This window comes from Pseudomonas sp. B414 (assembly GCF_055408445.1).
Genome location: NZ_JBUZTQ010000022.1, coordinates 38,863 through 64,415, shown reverse-complemented (window position 1 = coordinate 64,415; position 25,553 = coordinate 38,863). Strand labels below are relative to the sequence as shown.

General features: G+C 56.6%; 20 protein-coding genes and 2 tRNA genes. 21 read left to right on the top strand and 1 reads right to left on the bottom strand.

Features of this window, described 5'->3' with window-relative positions; genetic code table 11:
• Window positions 1-37 precede the first annotated feature (37 nt).
• The 6 genes from dnaK (at window position 38) to greA (ending at window position 9,420) form a co-directional block, all read left to right on the top strand.
• Window positions 38-1,954: a molecular chaperone DnaK gene (dnaK, locus tag ACZRMH_RS17835; RefSeq protein ID WP_019825894.1), complete on the top strand. Its 1,917-nt coding sequence runs from the start codon at window positions 38-40 to the stop codon at window positions 1,952-1,954.
• A gap of 321 nt (window positions 1,955-2,275) precedes the next feature.
• Window positions 2,276-3,400, top strand: a complete 1,125-nt coding sequence (gene dnaJ / locus ACZRMH_RS17830) for a molecular chaperone DnaJ (RefSeq protein WP_464014549.1) — start codon at window positions 2,276-2,278, stop codon at window positions 3,398-3,400.
• Between the two features lie 10 nt (window positions 3,401-3,410).
• Entirely contained in the window at window positions 3,411-4,217 is an 807-nt protein-coding gene (gene dapB, locus ACZRMH_RS17825; RefSeq protein ID WP_464014548.1) for a 4-hydroxy-tetrahydrodipicolinate reductase, read from the top strand.
• Between the two features lie 259 nt (window positions 4,218-4,476).
• Window positions 4,477-5,613, top strand: a complete 1,137-nt coding sequence (gene carA / locus ACZRMH_RS17820; protein ID WP_464014547.1) for a glutamine-hydrolyzing carbamoyl-phosphate synthase small subunit — start codon at window positions 4,477-4,479, stop codon at window positions 5,611-5,613.
• A 112-nt stretch (window positions 5,614-5,725) separates the two neighbouring features.
• A complete protein-coding gene (gene carB, locus ACZRMH_RS17815; RefSeq protein ID WP_464014546.1) occupies window positions 5,726-8,947 on the top strand; it encodes a carbamoyl-phosphate synthase large subunit in 3,222 nt (1,073 codons plus the stop codon).
• Complete coding sequence (gene greA / locus ACZRMH_RS17810) at window positions 8,944-9,420, top strand: transcription elongation factor GreA (protein ID WP_409497917.1); 477 nt, start codon at window positions 8,944-8,946, stop codon at window positions 9,418-9,420. Before carB ends, greA begins: the two co-directional genes overlap by 4 nt.
• Before the next feature lie 281 nt (window positions 9,421-9,701).
• Here greA and yhbY read toward each other — a convergent pair whose 3' ends face one another.
• A complete protein-coding gene (gene yhbY, locus ACZRMH_RS17805) occupies window positions 9,702-10,010 on the bottom strand; it encodes a ribosome assembly RNA-binding protein YhbY (RefSeq protein WP_003439595.1) in 309 nt (102 codons plus the stop codon).
• A 107-nt stretch (window positions 10,011-10,117) separates the two neighbouring features.
• On the opposite strand from yhbY, the gene rlmE reads away from it, so the two are divergent.
• From rlmE to pnp, 15 genes are all read left to right on the top strand, one after another.
• Entirely contained in the window at window positions 10,118-10,768 is a 651-nt protein-coding gene (gene rlmE / locus ACZRMH_RS17800; RefSeq protein ID WP_464014545.1) for a 23S rRNA (uridine(2552)-2'-O)-methyltransferase RlmE, read from the top strand.
• A gap of 193 nt (window positions 10,769-10,961) precedes the next feature.
• Entirely contained in the window at window positions 10,962-12,869 is a 1,908-nt protein-coding gene (gene ftsH / locus ACZRMH_RS17795) for an ATP-dependent zinc metalloprotease FtsH (protein ID WP_464014544.1), read from the top strand.
• Window positions 12,870-12,877: 8 nt separating this feature from the next.
• Window positions 12,878-13,729: a dihydropteroate synthase gene (gene folP / locus ACZRMH_RS17790; RefSeq protein ID WP_464014543.1), complete on the top strand. Its 852-nt coding sequence runs from the start codon at window positions 12,878-12,880 to the stop codon at window positions 13,727-13,729.
• Window positions 13,730-13,745: 16 nt separating this feature from the next.
• Entirely contained in the window at window positions 13,746-15,083 is a 1,338-nt protein-coding gene (glmM, locus tag ACZRMH_RS17785; RefSeq protein WP_464014542.1) for a phosphoglucosamine mutase, read from the top strand.
• Between the two features lie 66 nt (window positions 15,084-15,149).
• A complete protein-coding gene (gene tpiA / locus ACZRMH_RS17780) occupies window positions 15,150-15,905 on the top strand; it encodes a triose-phosphate isomerase (RefSeq protein WP_235573811.1) in 756 nt (251 codons plus the stop codon).
• A 2-nt stretch (window positions 15,906-15,907) separates the two neighbouring features.
• Window positions 15,908-16,291, top strand: coding sequence for a preprotein translocase subunit SecG (gene secG / locus ACZRMH_RS17775; RefSeq protein ID WP_169906534.1), 384 nt, complete (start codon window positions 15,908-15,910; stop codon window positions 16,289-16,291).
• A 29-nt stretch (window positions 16,292-16,320) separates the two neighbouring features.
• Window positions 16,321-16,406 (top strand) — tRNA-Leu (locus tag ACZRMH_RS17770).
• Between the two features lie 96 nt (window positions 16,407-16,502).
• Window positions 16,503-16,579 (top strand) — tRNA-Met (locus tag ACZRMH_RS17765).
• 141 nt (window positions 16,580-16,720) lie between these two features.
• Complete coding sequence (gene rimP / locus ACZRMH_RS17760) at window positions 16,721-17,179, top strand: ribosome maturation factor RimP (RefSeq protein ID WP_016783438.1); 459 nt, start codon at window positions 16,721-16,723, stop codon at window positions 17,177-17,179.
• 47 nt (window positions 17,180-17,226) lie between these two features.
• Window positions 17,227-18,708, top strand: coding sequence for a transcription termination factor NusA (gene nusA / locus ACZRMH_RS17755; protein WP_016783437.1), 1,482 nt, complete (start codon window positions 17,227-17,229; stop codon window positions 18,706-18,708).
• Window positions 18,709-18,735: 27 nt separating this feature from the next.
• Entirely contained in the window at window positions 18,736-21,237 is a 2,502-nt protein-coding gene (infB, locus tag ACZRMH_RS17750; RefSeq protein WP_464014541.1) for a translation initiation factor IF-2, read from the top strand.
• Window positions 21,238-21,395: 158 nt separating this feature from the next.
• Window positions 21,396-21,797: a 30S ribosome-binding factor RbfA gene (gene rbfA / locus ACZRMH_RS17745; protein ID WP_464014540.1), complete on the top strand. Its 402-nt coding sequence runs from the start codon at window positions 21,396-21,398 to the stop codon at window positions 21,795-21,797.
• A 3-nt stretch (window positions 21,798-21,800) separates the two neighbouring features.
• The gene (truB, locus tag ACZRMH_RS17740) at window positions 21,801-22,718 is read left to right on the top strand and encodes a tRNA pseudouridine(55) synthase TruB (RefSeq protein WP_464014539.1); all 918 of its coding nucleotides are present in this window, start codon (window positions 21,801-21,803) and stop codon (window positions 22,716-22,718) included.
• A 162-nt stretch (window positions 22,719-22,880) separates the two neighbouring features.
• Complete coding sequence (gene rpsO, locus ACZRMH_RS17735; protein WP_016783433.1) at window positions 22,881-23,150, top strand: 30S ribosomal protein S15; 270 nt, start codon at window positions 22,881-22,883, stop codon at window positions 23,148-23,150.
• A 223-nt stretch (window positions 23,151-23,373) separates the two neighbouring features.
• Complete coding sequence (gene pnp / locus ACZRMH_RS17730; RefSeq protein WP_133078299.1) at window positions 23,374-25,479, top strand: polyribonucleotide nucleotidyltransferase; 2,106 nt, start codon at window positions 23,374-23,376, stop codon at window positions 25,477-25,479.
• The last annotated feature ends 74 nt before the right edge of the window (window positions 25,480-25,553 follow it).

The following is a 25,553-nucleotide window of genomic DNA, read 5'->3' as shown; positions in this document are numbered from 1 at the left end:
GCTGCGGCATCAAAATCCAAGATTAGGGAGAGTGAACATGGGCAGAATTATCGGTATTGACCTCGGGACCACCAACTCGTGTGTGTCGGTTCTGGAAAACGGTAAAGCTAAAGTTATCGAAAACGCAGAAGGCGCGCGTACCACGCCGTCGATCGTTGCGTACGCCAATGATGGCGAAATTCTGGTTGGCCAGTCGGCCAAGCGTCAGGCCGTGACCAATCCGCATAACACCCTGTACGCGGTGAAGCGTCTGATCGGTCGTCGTTTTGACGAAGAAGTTGTACAGAAAGACATTCAGATGGTGCCGTACAAGATCGCCAAGGCTGACAATGGCGACGCTTGGGTTGAAGTGAACGGCCAGAAAATGGCTCCGCCACAGATCTCGGCTGAAATTCTGAAGAAAATGAAGAAAACCGCCGAAGACTACCTCGGCGAGCCAGTGACTGAAGCGGTTATCACCGTTCCGGCCTACTTCAACGACAGCCAGCGTCAGGCGACCAAAGACGCCGGCCGTATCGCAGGTCTGGACGTAAAACGCATCATCAACGAACCAACCGCAGCTGCTCTGGCTTACGGTATGGATAAAGCGAAAGGCGACCACACTGTCATCGTTTATGACCTGGGTGGCGGTACTTTCGACGTGTCGGTAATTGAAATTGCCGAAGTTGACGGCGAGCACCAGTTTGAAGTGCTGGCAACCAACGGTGACACGTTCCTGGGTGGTGAAGACTTTGATATCCGTCTGATCGACTACCTGGTTGACGAGTTCAAGAAAGAAAGCGGCATGAACCTTAAAGGTGACCCGCTGGCGATGCAGCGTCTGAAAGAAGCTGCGGAAAAAGCCAAGATCGAACTGTCTTCGAGCCAGTCGACTGACGTGAATCTGCCTTACATCACTGCAGATGCCACCGGTCCTAAGCACTTGAACGTGAAGATTTCCCGCGCCAAGCTGGAATCGCTGGTTGAAGATCTGGTTCAGCGCACCATCGAGCCTTGCCGCATTGCTCTGAAAGATGCCGGTATCGACGTTGGCGCGATCAACGACGTGATCCTGGTCGGTGGTCAGACTCGTATGCCGCTGGTACAGAAGCTGGTAACCGAGTTCTTCGGCAAGGAAGCACGTAAAGACGTGAACCCGGACGAAGCTGTTGCAATGGGTGCTGCTATCCAGGGCGCAGTATTGGCCGGTGATGTTAAAGACGTTCTGTTGCTGGACGTGAGCCCGCTGACTTTGGGTATCGAAACCATGGGCGGCGTAATGACTGCCCTGATCGAGAAAAACACCACGATTCCTACCAAGAAATCGCAAGTGTTCTCGACTGCTGACGATAACCAGGGCGCTGTGACCATTCACGTTCTGCAGGGCGAGCGCAAGCAAGCCGCACAGAACAAGTCGTTGGGCAAGTTCGACCTGGCTGACATTCCACCTGCTCCACGTGGTGTGCCTCAGATCGAAGTGACCTTCGACATCGATGCCAACGGCATCCTGCACGTAAGTGCTAAAGACAAGGCGACTGGCAAGTCTCAGTCGATCGTGATCAAGGCTAACTCGGGTCTGTCCGAGGAAGAAATCGCACAGATGGTTCGCGATGCCGAGATCAACGCTGAGGAAGACCGCAAGTTCGAAGAGCTGGCAGCTGCACGTAACCAGGGCGACGCACTGGTTCACTCGACTCGCAAAATGATCGTCGATGCTGGCGACAAAGTAACCGAGGAAGAGAAAGCTGCAATCGAAGCTGCCGTAGTTGCACTTGAAGCCGCTGTTAAAGGCGACGACAAGGCGGCTATCGAAGCCAAGGTTGAAGAGCTGTCCAAGGTATCTGCTCCGGTTGCACAGAAAATGTACGCCGAGCAGGCGAACCCGGCAGACGCAGCGGCCAAGCCAGCTGATTCGGCTGAAAAAGCGGACGACGTTGTCGACGCTGAGTTCGAAGAAGTAAAAGACAACAAGTAATTTGCTTGTTTGTCGCCCGGTTGACCGCTCTTGAGCGGTGACTGGTAGGATGTCGCCGCGCGGGAGCTTGCTCCCGCGTTGGCGTGTCTGGAGTACCAGAATTTTTACAGCATGCGACAAAGTCGAATGCTGGCGGTTTGGCCAGGATTTTTCCTGTTTTCCGGCCAGAGATAACCGCTCCTGTCGGCCAGTGCATTGGCTGTTAAACACAAACCTATATCGTTGAAAAAGACGTGAGTCGGGTCTGATCCTTTTCGGGCTTGGCGGGTTTGGCGAGGCTCGGGAGGGTTTTGTCGAACGTCCTTGAGAGTGCAAAGAATTATGGCAAAGCGCGACTATTACGAAATTTTGGGTGTTGAACGCACCTCGACCGAGATAGAGCTGAAAAAGGCTTATCGCCGCCTGGCGATGAAGCATCACCCGGACCGTAATCCGGATGACAAGGCTTCGGAAGAACTGTTCAAAGAGGCCAACGAGGCTTACGAGGTTCTGTCGGACTCCAGCAAGCGTGCTGCCTACGATCAATACGGCCATGCCGGTGTTGATCCGCAAATGGGTGGTGGCGGTGCCGGTTTCGGCGGTCAGAACTTCTCCGATATTTTCGGTGATGTGTTCAGCGATTTCTTTGGCGGTGGTCGTGGCGGCTCCCGGGGCGGCGCGCAGCGTGGTAGCGACTTGCGCTATACGCTGGAGCTGGATCTGGAAGAGGCCGTACGCGGTACTACGGTCAATATCCGCGTTCCGACGCTGGTCAATTGCAAACCGTGTGACGGTTCGGGCGCCAAGAAGGGTTCTTCGCCTGTGACCTGTACCACCTGTGGCGGTATTGGCCAGGTGCGCATGCAGCAGGGCTTCTTCGCGGTGCAGCAGACTTGCCCCCGTTGCCATGGTCAAGGCAAGGTCATTTCTGATCCGTGCGACAGCTGTCGTGGCGAAGGTCGCGTAGAAGAATACAAAACCCTTTCCGTGAAAGTGCCAGCCGGTGTTGATACCGGTGACCGCATTCGTCTGTCGGGCGAAGGCGAGGCAGGCGTACAGGGTGGGCCGACTGGCGACCTGTATGTGGTGATCGATGTGCGTGAGCACGCGATTTTCCAGCGCGACGGCAAGCACCTGTTTTGCGAAGTGCCAATCAGCGTGGCTGACGCTGCGTTGGGCGCCGAGCTTGAAGTGCCGACCCTGGACGGCCGGGTCAAATTGAAAATCCCTGAAGGCACCCAGACCGGCAAGCAGTTCCGTTTGCGTGGCAAGGGTGTGGCTCCGGTGCGGGGCGGCGGTGCGGGCGACCTGATGTGCCGCGTCGTGGTTGAAACTCCGGTCAAGCTGAGCCGTCGTCAGCGTGAGCTGATGGAAGAGTTCCGCACCTCGCTGGAAGGCGATAGCAGCCACTCGCCAAACGCCACTGGTTGGTTCGAAGGCGTGAAGCGTTTTTTCGGCGACCTGTAAGGAGCGGTAAATGCGACGTATAGCTGTGATGGGCGCTGCCGGGCGCATGGGCAAGACCTTGATCGATGCGGTGCAGCAGCGCTCACCCGTGTGCGGGCTGACGGCGGCCATCGTGCGCCCGGGCAGCTCCCTGGCGGGGGCGGATGCCGGTGAGCTTGCTTCTATCGGGCGCATCGGTGTGCCGTTGTCGGAAAACCTGCAAGCGGTCGCGGCTGATTTCGACGTGCTGATCGACTTCACCCTGCCTGACGTGATGCTCGCCAATCTGGCGGTGTGTCGCAAGTTGGGCAAGGCCATGGTGATCGGCACCACGGGGTTGAATGCCGAGCAAAAGCAGTTGCTGGTCGAAGCTGGCCAGGATATTGCGATTGTCTTTGCTTCCAACTTCAGTGTCGGCGTCAACCTGTCGTTCAAGCTGCTGGATATGGCAGCGCGGGTGATGGGTGAAGATGCCGATATCGAAATCATCGAAGCTCATCACCGGCATAAGGTCGATGCACCTTCGGGTACGGCGATGCGCATGGGTGAAGTGATTGCCGATGCCTTGGGTCGTGATCTGCAAAAGGTCGCGGTCTATGGTCGTGAAGGCCATACCGGTGCCCGTGAGCGTGAAACCATCGGTTTTGCCACGGTGCGCGGCGGTGATGTGGTGGGTGATCATACGGTGCTGTTCGCCACTGAAGGCGAACGCCTGGAAATCACCCACAAGGCTTCCAGCCGTATGACCTTTGCCAAGGGCGCCGTTCGTGCAGCCTTGTGGCTGCAAGGGCGTGAGCCAGGCCTGTATGACATGCAGGATGTGCTCGACCTGCGCTGAGTAACCTCTGTAAAATCGGGCTGTTGGCGCGCCAGTAGCCCGATTTTTAACCGCTAAGCGATGTTCTGTCGCATTCCCCTGTCTTTTAGACTCTTTAGCGGTAGACCAAAAAAGCCTTTTTCTGTAAGCTACAGCTTTAGTGTGTCCACTAAAAGCGCGCAGATAATTCGATGAAGAAGCGGGGTGACGTGTCCATACGTCACTCCGCTTTTTTACAACCTGCGATCGCCCTTTCAGGCTTTATTTACGGGAGGTCTTCTTGACTAAGCAAGCCATACTCGCCCTCGCTGATGGCAGCATTTTTCGCGGCGAAGCCATTGGGGCCGACGGTCAAACCGTTGGTGAGGTGGTGTTTAACACCGCAATGACTGGCTACCAGGAGATCCTGACGGATCCTTCCTACGCTCAGCAAATCGTGACCCTGACTTACCCGCATGTTGGCAATACCGGTACTACCCCGGAAGACGCCGAGTCTGATCGTGTCTGGTCCGCAGGTCTGGTAATTCGTGATCTGCCGCTGGTTGCCAGCAACTGGCGCAACACCATGTCACTTGCCGACTACCTGAAAGCCAACAATGTTGTGGCTATCGCCGGTATCGACACCCGCCGCCTGACGCGCATCCTGCGTGAAAAAGGCGCGCAGAACGGCTGCATCATGGCCGGTGACAATATTTCCGAAGAAGCTGCCATTGCAGCGGCACGCGGCTTCCCTGGCCTGAAAGGCATGGATCTGGCGAAAGTCGTCAGCACCGAAAAAGCCTACGAGTGGCGTTCCAGCGTCTGGAACCTGGCGACCGACAGTCACCCGACCATCGAAGCCAGCGAACTGCCTTACCACGTCGTTGCCTACGACTACGGCGTAAAGTGGAACATCCTGCGCATGCTGGTTGAGCGCGGTTGCCGCGTGACCGTGGTGCCGGCTCAGACTCCAGCCAGTGACGTACTGGCGCTCAATCCGGATGGCGTGTTCCTGTCCAACGGCCCGGGTGACCCTGAGCCATGCGACTACGCGATCACTGCGATCAAGGAAGTGCTGAACACCGAGATTCCGGTATTTGGTATCTGCCTGGGTCACCAACTGCTGGCTCTGGCCTCCGGCGCCAAGACCGTGAAAATGGGTCATGGCCATCACGGTGCCAACCACCCGGTTCAGGATCTGGACACCGGCGTTGTGATGATCACCAGCCAGAACCACGGTTTTGCGGTAGATGAAGCAACCTTGCCAGCCAATGTGCGCGCCATCCACAAGTCGCTGTTCGACGGCACGCTGCAAGGCATCGAACTGACCGACAAGAGCGCTTTCAGCTTCCAGGGTCACCCTGAAGCAAGCCCGGGCCCGAACGACGTTGCACCGCTGTTCGATCGCTTCATCAATGAGATGGCCAAGCGCCGTTAATCAGCCTCCTGTTAACGCCCTGTGGCGGCCCCGAGCTTCGGTGGCCCCTGGGGTGCTTCAGAAACCTGATCGACAGCTTGCCGACTGACCTGCGGATTTGAGTGACAAACCCATGCCAAAACGTACAGACATAAAAAGCATCCTGATTCTCGGCGCTGGCCCGATTGTTATCGGCCAGGCCTGTGAATTCGACTACTCCGGCGCCCAGGCCTGTAAAGCCCTGCGCGAAGAGGGTTACCGCGTCATCCTGGTGAACTCCAATCCGGCCACCATCATGACCGACCCGGACATGGCCGACGCGACTTACATCGAGCCGATCAAGTGGCAGACCGTTGCCAAAATCATCGAGAAAGAGCGTCCGGACGCGCTGTTGCCAACCATGGGCGGCCAGACTGCACTGAACTGCGCACTGGATCTGGAGCGCGAAGGCGTTCTGGAGAAGTTCGGCGTAGAGATGATCGGCGCTAACGCTGACACCATCGACAAGGCAGAAGACCGCTCGCGTTTCGACAAGGCGATGAAGTCCATCGGTCTGGACTGCCCGCGTTCGGGTATCGCTCACACCATGGAAGAGGCCAATGCGGTCCTCGAACGCCTGGGCTTCCCGTGCATTATCCGTCCGTCCTTCACCATGGGCGGCACCGGTGGTGGTATTGCTTATAACCGTGAAGAGTTCGAAGAAATCTGTACCCGTGGTCTGGACCTGTCGCCGACCAAAGAGCTGCTGATCGACGAATCCCTGATCGGCTGGAAAGAGTACGAGATGGAGGTTGTCCGCGACAAAAAGGACAACTGCATCATCGTTTGCTCGATCGAAAACTTCGACCCGATGGGTGTGCACACCGGTGACTCGATCACCGTTGCTCCGGCACAGACCCTGACGGACAAGGAATACCAGATCATGCGTAACGCCTCGTTGGCGGTACTGCGTGAGATCGGCGTTGAAACCGGCGGTTCCAACGTTCAGTTCGGCATCTGCCCGGACACCGGGCGCATGGTCGTGATCGAGATGAACCCGCGTGTATCGCGTTCGTCGGCACTGGCATCGAAAGCCACCGGCTTCCCGATCGCCCGTATCGCTGCCAAATTGGCGATCGGCTACACCCTGGACGAACTGCAAAACGAAATCACCGGCGGCGCTACTCCTGCGTCCTTCGAGCCGTCCATCGACTACGTTGTGACCAAGCTGCCGCGCTTTGCTTTCGAAAAATTCCCGAAAGCCGATGCGCGCCTGACCACTCAAATGAAGTCGGTGGGTGAAGTCATGGCCATTGGTCGGACTTTCCAGGAATCCCTGCAAAAAGCCCTTCGCGGTCTGGAAGTGGGTGTCAGCGGTCTTGATCCAAAGCTGGACCTGAGCAACCCGGAAAGCATGGCCGTGCTCAAACGCGAGCTGACCGTGCCGGGCGCTGAGCGTATCTGGTACGTGGCTGACGCGTTCCGCGCCGGCATGACCGTTGAAGATATCTTCGGCATGAACATGATTGACCCTTGGTTCCTGGTGCAGATCGAAGATCTGATCAAGGACGAAGAAAAAATCAAGACCATGGCCCTGTCGTCGATCGATCGCGACGCCATGTACCGCTTCAAGCGCAAGGGCTTCTCCGATGCGCGTCTGGCCGTGCTGCTGGGCGTGACCGAGAAGAACCTGCGTCGCCACCGTCACAAGCTGGAAGTGTTCCCGGTCTACAAGCGCGTTGACACCTGCGCGGCCGAGTTCGCCACCGACACCGCCTATATGTACTCCACCTATGAGGAAGAGTGCGAAGCCAACCCTTCGGATCGTGACAAGATCATGATTCTGGGCGGTGGCCCGAACCGTATCGGCCAAGGTATCGAGTTCGACTATTGCTGCGTTCACGCCGCTCTGGCGCTGCGTGCCGACGGTTACGAGACCATCATGGTCAACTGCAACCCGGAAACCGTTTCCACCGACTACGACACTTCGGATCGTCTGTACTTCGAATCCGTAACCCTGGAAGACGTGCTGGAAATCGTGCGTGTCGAGAAGCCAAAAGGCGTGATCGTCCAGTACGGCGGCCAAACCCCGCTGAAACTGGCTCGTGCCCTGGAAGAAGCTGGCGTGCCGATCATCGGTACCAGCCCTGACGCCATCGACCGTGCCGAAGACCGCGAGCGCTTCCAGCAGATGGTCGAGCGCCTGAACCTGCGTCAGCCGCCTAACGCCACTGTGCGCAGCGAAGACGAAGCCATTCGTGCCGCTGGCAAGATCGGTTACCCGCTGGTTGTTCGTCCTTCCTACGTGTTGGGCGGCCGTGCGATGGAAATCGTCTACGAAGAAGAAGAGCTCAAGCGCTACCTGCGTGACGCGGTAAAAGTGTCCAACGACAGCCCGGTGCTGCTGGATCACTTCCTTAACTGCGCCATTGAAATGGACGTGGACGCTGTCTGCGACGGTACTGATGTGGTGATCGGCGCGATCATGCAGCACATCGAACAGGCGGGCGTTCACTCCGGTGACTCCGCGTGCTCGCTGCCGCCGTACTCGCTGCCGCTGCATATCCAGGACGAGATGCGCGAACAGGTCAAGAAAATGGCCCTGGAGTTGGGCGTTGTTGGCCTGATGAACGTGCAACTGGCCCTGCAAGGCGAAGATATCTACGTGATCGAAGTGAACCCGCGAGCTTCGCGTACCGTTCCTTTCGTATCCAAGTGCATCGGTGTTTCCCTGGCAATGATCGCGGCTCGCGTGATGGCCGGTAAAACCCTGAAGGAAATTGGCTTCACCAAGGAAATCATTCCTAACTTCTACAGCGTGAAAGAGGCGGTCTTCCCGTTCGCCAAATTCCCTGGCGTTGACCCGATTCTCGGCCCTGAGATGAAGTCCACCGGTGAAGTGATGGGCGTGGGCGATACCTTTGGCGAAGCCTTTGCCAAGGCCCAGATGGGTGCAAGCGAAGTGTTGCCGACTGGCGGTACTGCGTTTATCAGCGTGCGTGACGACGACAAGCCTCTGGTGGCCGGTGTTGCTCGCGATCTGATCAACCTGGGCTTTGACATCGTTTCGACTGCCGGTACTGCCAAGTTCATCGAAGCCGCTGGCTTGAAAGTACGCCGTGTGAACAAGGTGACCGAAGGTCGTCCGCACGTTGTCGACATGATCAAGAACGACGAAGTAACCTTGATCATCAACACTACCGAAGGTCGTCAGTCGATTGCTGACTCCTACTCCATTCGCCGCAACGCTCTGCAGCACAAGATCTACTGCACCACGACCATTGCTGCTGGCGAAGCGATCTGTGAAGCGCTCAAGTTCGGTCCTGAAAAAACCGTACGTCGCTTGCAGGATCTACACGCAGGATTGAAGGCATGATCAAGTACCCAATGACGGTCCAGGGCGCCAAAGCCCTGGAAGAAGAACACGCACACCTGACCAAGGTTGTTCGTCCCAAGCTGAGCCAGGATATCGGTACAGCGCGGGAGCTGGGCGACCTCAAGGAAAACGCCGAATACCATGCTGCCCGCGAGCAGCAGGGTATGGTTGAGGCGCGTATCCGTGACATCGAAGGCCGCATGCAGAACGCGGTGATCATCGATGTAACGACGATTCCTCATACCGGCAAGGTGATTTTCGGTACCACGGTCGAGATCGCCAACGTTGAAACTGACGAAAGCGTGACCTACCAGATCGTGGGTGAAGATGAGGCTGACTTCAAACTCGGAAAAATCTCCGTCGGTTCGCCGCTGGCCCGCGCCTTGATTGCCAAGGAAGAGGGTGATGTGGTGGCGGTGAAAACGCCGAGTGGCGTCATTGAGTACGAAATTGTCAAAGTAAGTCACATCTAAAAAGAGCGCCCGCCGTGTGCGGGCGCACTTTTTTGGCGGTCGGCCCGGGTGTTCCGGGTTGGCGGCCTGTGGTGGTTGCACACAGAATTGTTTGCCGGTGCTGGCCGCAATGCGGTTGGCAGCGTAGCGGTACAAGTGGCAGGTAGCAGGCGGGGATGTAGTGCGTTGGGCGTCTCTGGCTGCCTGATGCGTTGCGCGGGCAGTTCTTGCATGACTCTCGGGTTTAAATGCCCTGGAAGAGTTTCAGGGCGCGCCAGGCGCACCCTTGACCCTTGTCTACATCACTTGAAGCGATGGATGTTCGACAGTTGCTTGTTTACATTGACGTTCTTGCGGTACAGCAACGCCATTTTGCCGATAACCTGTACCAGTTCCGCTTTGCCTGCCTTGCACAGCTCTGCAATGGCCTCCAGGCGGGATTCGCGATCCAGGATGTTGACTTTGATTTTAATCAGCTCGTGATCGCCCAATGCGCGTTCGAGTTCGGCTAAAACACCTTCAGTCAAACCATTGTCAGCCACAGTCAAAACTGGTTTCAGATGGTGGCCAATGGATTTGTACTGTTTCTTCTGCTCTTGAGTGAGCGGCATAATCTGACCCCTGTGTCTGATCTTGTAAAAAGCGGCGGCCAGTTTACCCGAGCGAGTCCGAGACCGCCCAGTTAATCACGACCCGTTTAAAATTTTTGAGGTGGCCCGTGGCCCGTTCCAAGACTAGCCTTAACTGGCTGAAAGAACATTTCAACGACCCGTACGTCAAAATGGCGCAAAAAGACGGGTATCGCTCCCGTGCCAGCTACAAATTGCTGGAGATTCAAGAGCGCGACCGCCTGATTCGTCCTGGCATGACCGTAATTGACCTGGGTGCGGCCCCGGGTGGCTGGTCGCAGGTGACCAGTCGTCTGATCGGTGGTCAGGGGCGCTTGATTGCTTCCGACATCCTGGATATGGACAGCATCCCCGATGTGACCTTTATCAAGGGTGACTTTACCGAGGACGCCGTGCTGGCACAGATCCTCGAGGCCGTCGGAAATACGCAAGTAGACCTTGTGATTTCAGATATGGCCCCCAATATGAGTGGATTGGCAGCTGTCGATATGCCTCGGGCGATGTTTCTGTGCGAATTGGCACTGGATCTCGCCGGTCGCGTCCTACGTCCGGGTGGTGATTTCCTGATTAAGGTTTTCCAGGGCGAAGGCTTCGATCAGTACCATAAAGACATTCGCAAGCTGTTCGACAAGGTACAGATGCGCAAGCCGACTTCGTCGCGAGACAGGTCCCGCGAGCAGTATTTGCTGGGGCGCGGCTTCCGCGGCGTTGAAGGTTCTGCCAGTGATGAGCGTCTTTGACCGGAGCGATAGTTTTTTTTGAATCGCTTTACAGATCTGGCATAACGAATATTGTGTAGGCAAAGTTTCACAAAGGGTTACAGACGGAGCCTGCAAGGGTTGTAGGCAATGTAGTAAGTTATGCCGGTGAATATCATGCGAAGCACGCTTCAGTAGCGGGGCTTGTGCTTCAGAGGGTAGCTAATTGAACGATATGGCAAAGAATCTGATCCTGTGGTTGATCATCGCGGCTGTCCTGGTGACAGTGATGAACAACTTCTCCAGTCCAAACGAGCCACAAACCCTCAACTATTCCGACTTCATCCAGCAAGTTAAGGATGGCAAGGTCGAACGCGTTGCCGTGGATGGCTACGTGATTACCGGCAAACGCAGCGATGGTGATACCTTCAAAACCATCCGTCCGGCCATTCAGGACAACGGTTTGATCGGTGACCTGGTGGATAACCATGTGACCGTTGAAGGCAAATTGCCTGAGCAACAAAGCATCTGGACTCAGTTGCTGGTTGCGAGCTTCCCGATTCTGGTGATTATTGCGGTCTTCATGTTCTTCATGCGCCAGATGCAGGGCGGTGCCGGCGGTAAAGGCGGGCCGATGAGCTTTGGCAAGAGCAAGGCACGACTGCTGTCGGAAGACCAGGTCAAGACGACCCTGGCTGACGTGGCAGGTTGTGACGAAGCCAAGGAAGAAGTGGGCGAGCTGGTTGAGTTCCTGCGTGATCCGGGCAAGTTCCAGCGCCTGGGTGGTCGTATTCCTCGCGGCGTGCTGATGGTTGGCCCGCCAGGTACCGGTAAAACCCTGATCGCCAAGGCGATTGCGGGCGAAGCCAAGGTGCCGTTCTTCACGATTTCCGGTTCCGACTTCGTTGAGATGTTCGTTGGCGTCGGCGCAAGCCGTGTTCGTGACATGTTTGAGCAAGCCAAGAAACACGCTCCTTGCATCATCTTTATCGATGAGATCGATGCCGTCGGCCGTCACCGTGGTAACGGTATGGGCGGCGGTCATGACGAGCGTGAGCAGACCCTTAACCAGTTGCTGGTTGAGATGGACGGCTTTGAGATGAACGACGGCATCATTGTGATTGCCGCCACCAACCGTCCTGACGTACTGGACCCTGCGCTGTTGCGTCCGGGCCGTTTTGACCGTCAGGTTGTGGTTGGCTTGCCGGACATTCGTGGCCGCGAGCAGATCCTCAAGGTGCACATGCGTAAAGTGCCGATGGGCGACGACGTCCAGCCGGGCGTGATTGCACGTGGTACGCCGGGCTTCTCGGGTGCCGACCTGGCCAACCTGGTCAACGAAGCTTCCCTGTTCGCAGCGCGCACCGGCAAGCGTGTTGTTGAAATGAAAGAATTCGAGCTGGCCAAAGACAAGATCATGATGGGCGCCGAGCGCAAATCGATGGTCATGTCGGACAAGGAAAAGCGCAACACGGCTTACCACGAAGCGGGTCACGCTATCGTTGGTCGTGTAGTGCCTGAGCATGATCCGGTCTACAAGGTGTCGATCATTCCTCGCGGCCGCGCCCTGGGCGTGACCATGTTCCTGCCGGAAGAAGATCGTTACAGCCTGTCCAAGCGTGCGCTGATCAGCCAGATCTGCTCGCTGTATGGCGGCCGTATCGCTGAAGAGATGACCCTGGGCTTTGACGGTGTAACCACCGGCGCGTCCAACGACATCATGCGTGCGAGCCAGATTGCCCGCAACATGGTGACCAAGTGGGGCTTGTCCGAGAAGCTTGGTCCGCTGATGTATGCCGAAGACGAAGAGTCTTATCTGGGTCGTGGCGGTGGTCAGTCTGCAAGCGTATCGGGTGAGACAGCCAAGTTGATCGACTCCGAAGTGCGCAGCATCATTGACCAGTGCTACAACACGGCCAAGCAGATCCTCACCGAAAATCGCGACAAGCTGGATGCAATGGCTGACGCGTTGATGAAGTACGAGACGATCGATGCCGATCAGATCGACGACATCATGGCGGGTCGTCCGCCACGCGAGCCGCGTGACTGGGAAGACGGCAATTCGGGTACCCCGACTGCCCCTACGCTGGATAAAACCGAGCGCCCGGAAACACCTATCGGCGGCCCTGCTGCTGATCAATAAGGCTTGAAATGACTTCTGTTCAGTCCTCAACCCGGTTGCCTTGCGGCAACCGGGTTCTTGATTTGGCCCATACGCATGTTATGGGCATTCTCAATGTCACCCCTGACTCCTTTTCCGATGGCGGCCGCTTTGCTGCCCTGGATGCGGCTCTGCGCCATGCAGAGGCGATGGTTCTGGCCGGTGCAACCCTTATTGATGTTGGCGGTGAGTCAACGCGCCCCGGAGCTCCTGTGGTTTCTCCACAGGAAGAGCTCGACCGGGTTGCGCCTGTTGTCGAGCGAATAGCCCGGGAACTGGATGTGATTATTTCGGTCGATACATCCGCGCCAATCGTCATGACCGAGGTTGCGCGCCTGGGAGCAGGGCTGATCAATGATGTGCGCTCGCTGCGCCGTGAAGGTGCCTTGCAGGCGGCTGCGGCCACAGGTTTGCCGGTATGCCTGATGCATATGCTCGGTGAGCCGGGCGACATGCAGGACAACCCGCACTACGACGATCTCGTGGGCGAGGTGTCGGCGTTTCTCGTTGATGGCATGGCCCGGTGTGCGGCTGCCGGTATCGGGCCTGAGCGCATCGTGCTGGACCCGGGCTTTGGCTTTGCAAAAACATTGCAGCACAACTTGAGCCTGTTCAAGCATATGGAGGCCCTGCATGCGTTGGGTCGACCGTTGCTGGTGGGCGTGTCACGTAAAAGCATGGTCGGGCAAACATTGAACCGGCCTGTTGCAGAGCGACTGTATGGCAGTCTTGCGCTAGCAGCTTTGGCGATGACCAAGGGGGCGCGCATTTTACGCGTCCATGATGTTGCCGAAACAGTTGATGTGGTACGGATGATCGCAGCGGTAGATTCCGCCGACTAAGAATGATGGAGCACTTATGACAAAGAAGTATTTTGGCACCGACGGTATTCGTGGTCGGGTCGGCGTTTATCCGATTACCCCTGACTTTATGCTCAAGTTGGGCTGGGCAGCGGGCATGGCGTTTCGCAGCAAGGGCGCTTGCCGGATTCTGGTAGGTAAGGACACCCGTATTTCGGGTTACATGTTCGAGTCTGCTCTGGAGGCCGGTTTGTCCGCTGCCGGGGCTGATGTGCTGTTGCTGGGGCCTATGCCTACGCCAGCCATTGCCTACCTGACACGTACCTTCCATGCGGAAGCGGGCATCGTGATCAGTGCTTCGCACAATCCTCATGATGATAACGGCATCAAGTTCTTTTCCGGCGACGGCACCAAGCTGCCTGACGATGTTGAGCTGATGATCGAAGAGCTGCTTGATGCACCGATGACGGTTGTTGATTCCGACAAGCTGGGCAAGGTGTCGCGTATCAATGACGCGCCGGGCCGCTATATCGAATTCTGCAAAAGCAGCGTGCCAAGCAGCACCAAATTCAGCGGTATGAAGATTGTTCTCGACTGCGCCCACGGTGCTACCTACAAGGTTGCGCCAAGTGTTTTCAAAGAGCTGGGTGCTCAAGTCGTGGTGCTGTCGGCTCAGCCTGATGGCCTGAACATCAACGAAAACTGCGGTTCGACCCATATGGGGCAGTTGCAGGCCGCCGTGGTGGCTGAAGGTGCGGACCTGGGTATTGCCTTCGATGGCGACGGTGACCGGGTGTTGATGGTTGACCACACCGGTGCCGTGGTTGATGGCGATGAGCTGCTGTTTATCATTGCCCGTGACTTGCACGAGCGTAATAAATTGCAGGGTGGTGTTGTCGGTACGCTGATGAGCAACCTGGGCCTTGAGCTGGCGTTGGCTGATCTGGGTATTCCGTTTGTGCGCGCCAATGTCGGTGACCGTTACGTTATTGCGGCCCTGCAAGAGCGTGACTGGCTGGTGGGTGGCGAAAACTCCGGTCATATCGTCTGCTTCCAGCACACCACAACCGGCGACGCGATCATCGCTGCGCTGCAGGTATTGCTGTCCTTGCGCCGCCGTGATGAAAGCCTGGCTCAGTCGCGTCAAGCGCTGCGCAAGTGCCCGCAAGTGTTGCTGAATGTTCGTTTTGCGGGCGGCGTTAACCCTGTTGAGCATCCGGCTGTTAAAGAGGCCTGTGCCCGTGTGACCGAGGCCATGAACGGTCGTGGTCGCGTGCTGCTGCGCAAGTCGGGCACAGAGCCTTTGGTGCGCGTAATGGTCGAAGGCGATGACGAAAACATGGTTCGCGGCTACGCCGAAGAGCTGGCAAAACTGGTAAGTGAAGTTTGTGCCTGAATTCGGCTTGCCAGAGCGGATGTGGTTGGGTAACATCTGCGCCCACTTTGACCGACGAGGTAAAGCATGCGTCGCACTATGGTAGCTGGTAACTGGAAGATGCACGGTACCCGCGCCAGCGTCGCTGAGCTGATCGACGGTCTGCGTGGTCTGGTCTTGCCAAACGATGTTGATGTTGCAGTATTCCCGCCTCAGCTGTTTATTGATCGTGTTATCAATGGCTTGCAAGGCGCACCGATTTCGGTCGGTGCTCAGGATGCAGCAGTGGAGTCGGGGCAGGGCGCTCTGACTGGCGAGATTTCATCTAGCCAGTTGGCAGACGCAGGTTGCAAGCTGGTGCTTGTGGGTCACTCTGAGCGTCGCCTGATTCTGGGTGAGCAGGATGAGACACTCAATCGCAAGTTTGCAGCGGCCCAAGCCTCTGGCTTGACGCCAGTGCTGTGCATAGGGGAAACCCTGGAGCAGCGCGAAGCGGGGCAAACGCTTGAAGTGGTAGAGCGTCAGTTGAATGCCGTGATTGACGAGTTTGGCATTGATGCTTTTGTAAATGCTGTGATTGCATACGAGCCGGTCTGGGCCATTGGCACCGGGCTGACCGCATCACCGCAGCAAGCGCAAGATGTGCATGCGGCCATTCGCGCACAGCTGGCGCAAAAGAATTCTGAAGTGGCACAAGGTGTGCGGCTTCTATACGGCGGCAGCGTGAAGGCGGCCAATGCGGTCGAACTGTTCAGCATGCCGGATATCGATGGGGGACTCATTGGCGGGGCTTCCCTGAATGCAGATGAGTTCGGTGCGATCATTCGTGCCGCAGGAAACTGAAAATGCTGGATAACGTCGTAACTGTGTTTCATCTGCTGACAGCATTGGGTGTAATTGCCCTGGTTTTGCTGCAACAGGGCAAGGGAGCGGATGCTGGAGCATCTTTCGGCGCAGGTGCATCAAATACTGTGTTCGGAAGCCAAGGTTCCTCTACCTTTCTTAGTAAGTTTACTGCTATACTTGCCGCAGGTTTTTTCATAACCAGCTTAGGGTTAGGTTACTTTGCTAAAGAGAAAGCTGAACAGCTGACTCAAGTAGGTTTGCCAAATCCAGCGGTGTTGGAAGTTCCAGTGCAAAAGCCGGCTTCAGATGATGTTCCGGTGCTTCAAGAGCAAAAGTCGGCAAGCCCTGCGACTGACGTACCTCCAGCTCAAGAGCAAAAGTAAAACGGGTTTCATGATGTAAACGTTGTATTGCCGAGGTGGTGGAATTGGTAGACACGCAACCTTGAGGTGGTTGTGCCCATAGGGTGTAGGGGTTCGAGTCCCCTTCTCGGTACCAATTATCAAGAATGCCCGCAGTAGCGGGCTTTCTTGTATGTGGAAGGTTGGATTGACCCTGAAAAGGATCAACCGTATACTTCCGCTCCAGCTTTGTCGCGGGATGGAGCAGTCTGGTAGCTCGTCGGGCTCATAACCCGAAGGTCGTCGGTTCAAATCCGGCTCCCGCAACCAGTTTTAGCGGAGCCCCTTCTTAGGGGCTTTTTGTTAACTGGACACTTTATAGCGTCGGTATTCAACGACGTTTCAGAGATGGGCGCTTCGCCCATTTTTTCATTTTGCACAGCATGCACAAACATGCACTAGGGGGTTCAGGTGTCGAGCAAGCTAGAACAGTTGCAGGACTTGTTGGCCCCGGTGGTCGTGGCCCTTGGCTATGAATGCTGGGGTATTGAATTTTCGGCTCAAGGCCGCCATTCAATGTTGCGTGTGTATATCGACAAGGAAGGCGGCGTACTGGTAGATGACTGCGCAATTGTCAGTCGTCAGATCAGCGGTGTTCTGGATGTCGAAGATCCTATCGCTGTCGAGTACACGCTTGAAGTCTCTTCTCCTGGCATGGAGCGCCCACTGTTCACACTTGAACAGTTCGCCCAGTTTGTCGGTGAGCAAGTGAAGATCAAGCTGCGTTCCCCGTTCGAAGGGCGACGCAACTTTCAGGGCCTTCTGCGCGGCGTAGAGGAGCAGGACATTGTGGTGCAGGTTGAAGACCATGAATTCCTGTTGCCGATCGATATGATCGACAAGGCCAACATTATTCCCAGTTTTGACTGAGACGCGGATCCCGCGGATCCAATGGCTTGCGAAAGGCGAGGCGTACGATGAGCAAAGAAGTACTGCTGGTTGTTGAGTCGGTGTCCAATGAAAAGGGCGTACCGGCAAACGTTATTTTTGAAGCGCTGGAGCTGGCTCTGGCCACCGCGACCAAAAAGCGTTTTGAAGACGAAGTCGAACTGCGTGTGGAAATCAATCGCCACACCGGTAACTACGAGACTTTCCGTCGCTGGACTGTGGTCGAAGACGAAGATCTGGATGATCCAGCATACGAGTTGGCTGTAGACCAGGCCCAGGCGAAACAGCCAGGCGCGAAAGCCGGCGATATTATCGAAGAGAAAATCGATTCTATCGAATTCGGTCGGATTGCTGCACAAACGGCCAAACAGGTCATTGTGCAAAAAGTTCGCGAAGCCGAGCGTGCTCAAGTAGTCGATGCCTATCGTGAGCGTCTGGGCGAAATCATTTCCGGCACCGTTAAAAAGGTGACCCGCGACAATGTGATCGTTGACCTGGGTAACAACGCTGAAGCGTTGCTGGCCCGCGAAGACATCATTTCGCGTGAGACTTTCCGTGTTGGCGTACGCCTTCGCGCATTGCTCAAGGAAATCCGCACTGAAAACCGCGGCCCTCAGCTGATCCTGTCGCGTACCGCGCCAGAGATGCTGATCGAGTTGTTCCGCATTGAAGTGCCAGAAATCTCCGAAGGCTTGATTGAAGTGATGGCGGCCTCCCGCGATCCTGGATCACGCGCTAAAATAGCCGTTCGCTCCAAAGACAAACGCATCGATCCGCAAGGTGCCTGCATCGGTATGCGCGGTTCGCGTGTCCAGGCAGTGTCCGGCGAATTGGGCGGAGAGCGAGTGGATATCGTCCTTTGGGATGACAACCCGGCGCAGTTCGTGATCAACGCAATGTCGCCAGCTGAAGTGGCGGCAATTATCGTCGACGAAGATGCCCATGCAATGGACATCGCCGTTGGCGCAGACAATCTGGCCCAGGCGATTGGTCGCGGCGGTCAGAACGTACGTTTGGCCAGCCAGTTGACCGGCTGGACCCTGAACGTGATGACCGAATCGGACATCCAGGCTAAACAGCAAGCAGAAACCGGCGATATCCTGCGCAACTTCATCGAAGAGCTGGAAGTTGATGAAGACCTGGCGCAGGTACTGGTTGATGAAGGCTTTACCAGCCTGGAAGAGATTGCCTACGTACCGGTGGAGGAAATGCTCAACATCGATGGCTTTGACGAAGATACCGTCAACGAGCTTCGCGCTCGGGCCAAGGATCGACTGTTGACTAAAGCCATCGCTACTGAGGAAAAGCTGGCAGACGCCCATCCGGCCGAAGACCTGCTCTCGCTTGAGGGTATGGACAAGGATTTGGCGATGGAACTGGCGGTGCGCGGCGTAATTACCCGCGAAGACCTGGCCGAGCAGTCTATTGACGACCTGCTCGACATCGACGGCATTGACGATGATCGTGCCGGCAAGTTGATCATGGCCGCCCGAGCCCATTGGTTCGAGTAATTAGGCGCGGCCTGAGGAGAGAAATGCATGACGCAAGTCACGGTGAAACAACTGGCCGATGAGGTCAAAACACCGGTTGAGCGCCTGTTGCAGCAGATGCGTGAGGCAGGTCTGCCGCACAACGCCGCCGAGCAGAATGTAACCGATAGTGAGAAGCAGGCTCTGCTGACTCACCTGAAAAGCAGCCACAAGGCTAAAGTGGAAGAACCGCGCAAGATCACTTTGCAGCGTAAAACCACCAGTACCCTGCGTGTAGCTGGCAGCAAAAGCATCAGCGTTGAAGTACGCAAGAAGAAAGTCTTCGTACAACAAAGCCCGGAAGAAATCGAAGCCGAGCGCAAACGTGAGATGGATGAACGCCGTGCAGTAGAAAATGCTGCGCGTCAAAAGGCTGAAGAAGAGTCCAAGCGTCGCGCCGAAGAAGAAGCGCGCCGCCAGCCTGCATCTGCTCCTGCCGCCGCTCCTGCTCCGACTGCTGCCGCGCCTGCACCTGTGCAAGCTGCAGCACCGGCACCGGCTCCAGCCGATGCACGCAAGCGTGACGAACAGCGTCGCCCGGACAAACCACGCGCTGACGATAACAATCGTCGCGGCAGTGGTGACGGCGATCGCAAAAACGCCCCGCATCGTGCCTCGGTTAAAGAAAAAGCACCGACTCCACGTGTTGCTCCACGCACTTCCGACGAAGAAAGCGACAGCTTCCGTCGCGGTGGTCGTGGCAAGGGCAAGCTGAAGAAGCGCAACGCTCACGGTTTCCAGAGCCCAACCGGCCCTGTAGTTCGTGACGTGCAGATTGGCGAGACCATCACTGTCGGCGATTTGGCTGCACAGATGTCGGTCAAGGCTGCCGAAGTCATCAAGTTCATGTTCAAGCTGGGTACTCCAGCCACCATCAACCAGGTACTTGATCAGGAAACTGCTCAACTGGTTGCTGAAGAACTGGGCCACAAAGTGACTCTGGTCAGCGACAACGCCCTGGAAGATTCCCTGGCCGAGTCCCTGAAGTTCGAAGGCGAGTCGTTCTCCCGTGCACCGGTTGTGACCGTAATGGGCCACGTTGACCACGGTAAAACGTCCCTGCTCGACTACATCCGTCGTGCCAAGGTAGCTGCTGGCGAAGCCGGTGGTATTACTCAGCACATCGGTGCATACCACGTTGAAACCGAACGCGGCATGGTCACTTTCCTCGACACCCCGGGTCACGCTGCGTTTACCGCAATGCGTGCACGTGGTGCCAAGGCGACTGACATCGTGATTCTGGTTGTGGCTGCAGACGACGGCGTAATGCCGCAGACCATCGAAGCTGTTCAGCATGCGAAAGCCGCTGGCGTGCCTCTGGTTGTTGCAGTGAACAAGATCGACAAGCCAGGTGCTGACCTCGATCGCATCCGCAGCGAACTGTCCGTTCACGGCGTGACGTCGGAAGAGTGGGGTGGTGACACTCCGTTTGTTTCGGTCTCGGCGAAAATGGGTACCGGCGTTGACGAGTTGCTCGAAGCCGTACTGCTGCAAGCTGAAGTTCTGGAACTCAAGGCAACGCCATCGGCTCCTGGCCGTGGCGTAGTGGTTGAGTCCCGTCTGGACAAAGGCCGTGGCCCTGTTGCAACTGTTCTGGTTCAAGACGGTACCCTGCGCCAAGGCGACATGGTTCTGGTCGGCTCCAACTACGGTCGCATCCGTGCCATGCTCGATGAGAACGGCAAGCCTATCAAGGAAGCCGGTCCATCCATCCCTGTCGAGATCCTCGGCCTGGACGGTACGCCAGATGCTGGCGACGAGATGAGCGTAATGACTGACGAGAAGAAGGCGCGTGAAGTTGCCCTGTTCCGTCAAGGCAAGTTCCGCGAAGTGAAACTGGCGCGTGCTCACGCAGGCAAGCTGGAGAACATCTTCGAGAACATGGGCCAGGAAGAGAAGAAGACGCTTAACATCGTCCTCAAATCTGACGTCCGTGGTTCGCTGGAAGCTCTGCAGGGCGCTCTGAGCGGCCTGGGTAACGACGAAGTGCAAGTGCGTGTAGTGGGCGGCGGTGTCGGTGGTATCACCGAGAGCGACGCTAACCTGGCACTGGCCTCCAACGCTGTACTGTTTGGCTTCAACGTGCGTGCCGATGCCGGCGCTCGCAAGATTGTCGAGCAGGAAGGCCTGGACATGCGTTACTACAACGTCATCTACGACATCATCGAAGACGTCAAGAAAGCCCTTACCGGCATGCTTGGCAGCGACGTTCGGGAGAACATCCTGGGTATTGCTGAAGTCCGTGACGTGTTCCGCTCGCCTAAGTTCGGCGCGGTTGCAGGTTGCATGGTGCTCGAAGGTGTTGTTCACCGTAACCGTCCAATCCGCGTACTGCGTGAAGACATCGTTATCTACGAAGGCGAGCTGGAATCCCTGCGTCGCTTTAAAGATGACATGTCCGAAGTGCGTGCCGGCATGGAATGCGGTATCGGCGTCAAGAGCTACAACGACGTTAAAGTCGGTGACAAGATCGAAGTGTTCGAGAAGGTCCAGGTTGCTCGCAGCCTCTAAATCGCGAGCCTCAAGAGCAAGGACGAGCCGCGGCATGCAAATGCCCGTCGCTCGGCCCGGACTCTAAACGCAACGCCCGGTCCGGCTTCTGTCTGGCCGGGCGTTTGCCGCTTTCAGAACGCATGGGTTTCCCATGGGTGAGTAACAGGTAACAAGACATGGCAAAAGAATATAGCCGTACCCAACGTATCGGCGATCAGATGCAGCGCGAGCTGGCACAGCTGATCCGTCGTGAAGTCAAAGACCCGCGTGTGGGTCTGGTCACCATTACTGCTGTTGAAGTCAGCCGTGACGTCGGTCACGCCAAGATCTTCATCACCGTGATGGGGCAGGACACCGCTGAAGACATCGCCCAGAGCATCAAGGTGCTGAACTCGGCAGCGGGTTTCCTGCGCATGCAACTGGCGCGTGAAATGAAGCTGCGCAGCGTTCCACAGCTGCACTTCCACTACGATGAAAGTGTCGTGCGTGGTGCTCACCTGTCCGCTTTGATCGAGCGTGCAGTGGCTGAAGACAATCAGCACCCTGAAACCACCGCTCCCGAAGACACCAAGGAGTAACCGGTGGCTCAGGTCAAGCGTATCCGTCGTAACGTCAGCGGCATCATCCTGCTCGACAAGCCGCTTGGATTCACCTCCAACGCGGCCCTGCAGAAAGTCCGCTGGCTGCTCAATGCCGAAAAGGCAGGGCACACCGGTAGCCTCGATCCACTGGCCAGCGGTGTACTGCCGCTGTGCTTTGGCGAAGCCACCAAGTTTTCGCAATACCTGCTCGATTCCGACAAGGGTTATGAAACCCTGATGCAATTGGGCAAGACCACCACCACGGCAGACGCTGAAGGCGAGGTTTTGCAAACTCGTCCAGTGACCGTTGGTCGCGCCGATATCGAAGCCGTTTTGCCCAAATTTCGTGGACAAATCAGCCAGATACCGCCGATGTACTCTGCACTCAAGCGTGACGGCCAGCCGCTTTACAAGCTGGCCCGTGCAGGCGAAGTGGTGGAGCGTGAACCGCGTTCTGTTACTATTACCCGCCTCGAATTACTAGCCAGCGAAGGCGACACTGCGCGCTTGGTCGTCGACTGCACCAAAGGCACCTATATCCGTACCCTCGTGGAAGATATTGGTGAGCAATTGGGGTGTGGGGCATACGTTGCAGAACTGCGTCGTACCCACGCCGGACCCTTCAGCCTGGCCCAGACGGTTACGCTGGAAGAGCTGGAAGCGGTGCATGCCGAAGGCGGCCATGAAGCGGTTGACCGCTTCCTGATGCCATCGGACAGTGGCCTGCTGGACTGGCCGTTGCTGCACTTCTCCGAAGCCAGCGCGTTCTACTGGCTCAATGGCCAGCCGGTGCGTGCTCCAGATGCTCCGAAGTTCGGTATGGTGCGGGTTCAAGATCACAACGGTCGCTTTATCGGTATCGGTGAAGTGAGCGAAGACGGGCGTATTGCGCCGCGTCGACTGATTCGGTCGGAATGACCGGAGCCAGGCTGCATCGGGTGTAATATTCCCGGCGCAGACTGAAATGAGGGTGGCTGTTATTAGGCACGGTCACATCTCACATTTAAATACGAGGATTTGTCCTCGGCCTATTGGATCTGTCTTGTTCGCAAGCAGATCCCTAATTGAAAGGAAAGCCAAATGGCACTTACAGTTGAACACAAAGCAGAAATCGTAAAAGACTACCAGCAAGCTCCAGGTGATACAGGTTCTCCAGAAGTGCAGGTTGCACTGCTGACCTTTAACATCAACACGCTGCAAGGTCACTTCAAAGCTAACAGCAAAGATCACCACTCCCGTCGTGGTCTGATCCGCATGGTAAACCAGCGTCGCAAGCTGCTGGACTACCTCAAAGGCAAGAACGTTGAGCGTTACAAAGCGCTGATCGCTCGCCTGGGTCTGCGTCGCTAATAGCGATGTTGCTAGAGGCTGGTTGTCTGTCGCACGTTTGCGGGTTTCCCGCAGGCGTGGGGCTGGCTTCCAGCCTCAAGTTTTATCTGGACTAGCCGGATTCTTACGAAAGCTGCCTCGGGGCTGTTTTCGTAAGCATCCTGAGTCGGGTCGATGCCCCGACGCTGCACATGACTTTCGCAAGAAACCCGTTCCCCAAGAGCCACAAAGAAGGTAGGACACCGTGAACCCGGTTATCAAAAAATTTCAGTTCGGTCAGTCGACCGTTACTCTCGAGACTGGCCGTATCGCCCGTCAAGCTTCCGGCGCAGTATTGGTCACCGTTGACGACGACGTCAGCGTGTTGGTGACTGTTGTCGGCTCCAAGCAAGCTGATCCAGGCAAGGGCTTCTTCCCTCTGTCGGTTCACTACCAGGAAAAAACCTACGCCGCGGGTAAAATCCCGGGCGGTTTCTTCAAGCGTGAAGGTCGCCCTTCCGAGAAAGAAACCCTGACGTCGCGTCTGATCGACCGTCCGATCCGTCCGCTGTTCCCAGAAGGTTTCATGAACGAAGTGCAGGTTGTCTGCACCGTTCTGTCCACCAGCAAGAAAACCGATCCGGACGTCGCTGCGATGATCGGTACTTCGGCTGCCCTGGCTATCTCCGGCATTCCTTTCGATGGCCCGATCGGCGCTGCGCGCGTTGCTTACCACGAAAGCACCGGCTACCTGCTGAACCCGACTTACGAGCAACTGGCCGCTTCAAGCCTGGACATGGTTGTTGCCGGTACTTCGGAAGCTGTGTTGATGGTTGAATCGGAAGCCAAAGAGCTGACCGAAGACCAGATGCTGGGCGCCGTACTGTTCGCCCACGACGAATTCCAGGTGGTTATCCAGGCGGTCAAAGAACTGGCTGCCGAAGCTGCCAAACCAACTTGGGACTGGGCTGCTGCCCCGGAAGCTACCGCACTGCTGGGCGCTATCCGTGCCGAGTTCGGCGAAGCCATCTCCCAGGCCTACACCATCACCGTCAAGGCCGACCGTTACGCTCGCCTGGGCGAGTTGAAGGATCAGGTTGTAGCCAAACTGTCCGGTGAAGAAGGCCAGCCTTCTGCCAGCGAAGTGAAAGCTGCATTCGGCGAAATCGAATACCGCACCGTTCGCGAAAACATCGTTAACGGCAAGCCGCGTATCGATGGCCGTGACACCAAGACTGTTCGCCCTCTGAACATCGAAGTTGGCGTTCTGCCCAAGACCCACGGTTCGGCTCTGTTCACCCGTGGCGAAACCCAGGCTCTGGTTGTTGCAACTCTGGGTACTGCCCGTGACGCACAGCTGCTGGACACCCTGGAAGGCGAGAAGAAAGACCCGTTCATGCTGCACTACAACTTCCCTCCGTTCTCGGTAGGTGAGTGTGGTCGTATGGGTGGCGCCGGTCGTCGCGAAATCGGTCACGGCCGTCTGGCCCGTCGTTCGGTACAGGCCATGCTGCCTGCTGCTGACGTGTTCCCGTACACCATCCGTGTGGTATCGGAAATCACCGAATCCAACGGTTCCAGCTCGATGGCATCGGTTTGCGGTGCATCCCTGGCACTGATGGACGCTGGTGTACCGATGAAGGCACCGGTTGCCGGTATCGCCATGGGTCTGGTTAAGGAAGGCGAGAAATTCGCCGTTCTGACCGACATCCTGGGTGACGAAGACCACCTGGGCGACATGGACTTCAAAGTAGCCGGTACCGCCAAGGGTGTTACCGCGCTGCAGATGGACATCAAGATCAAGGGCATCACCGAAGAAATCATGGAGATCGCACTGGGCCAGGCCCTGGACGCTCGCCTGAACATCTTGGGTCAGATGAACCAGATCATTGCCGTATCGCGTAACGAACTGTCGGCCAACGCTCCGACCATGATCGCAATGAAGATCGACACCGACAAAATCCGTGATGTTATCGGTAAAGGCGGCGCGACCATCCGTGCAATCTGTGAAGAAACCAAGGCTTCGATCGATATCGAAGACGACGGTTCGATCAAGATCTTCGGCGAAACCAAAGAAGCAGCAGAAGCGGCGCGTCAGCGCGTTCTGGGCATCACCGCAGAAGCCGAGATCGGCAAGATCTACGTGGGCAAGGTTGAGCGTATCGTCGACTTCGGCGCATTCGTAAACATCCTGCCAGGCAAAGACGGCCTGGTTCACATCTCCATGCTGAGCGACGCTCGCGTTGAGAAAGTGACTGACATTCTGAAAGAAGGTCAGGAAGTGGAAGTACTGGTACTGGACGTGGATAACCGCGGCCGTATCAAGCTGTCCATCAAGGACGTAGCTGCTGCCAAGGCATCGGAAGCTTAATAGCCCCCGATACCTGCGTTGAAAGAAGGACCCTTCGGGGTCCTTTTTTTATGCCCGCAATAAAGTCACGATCA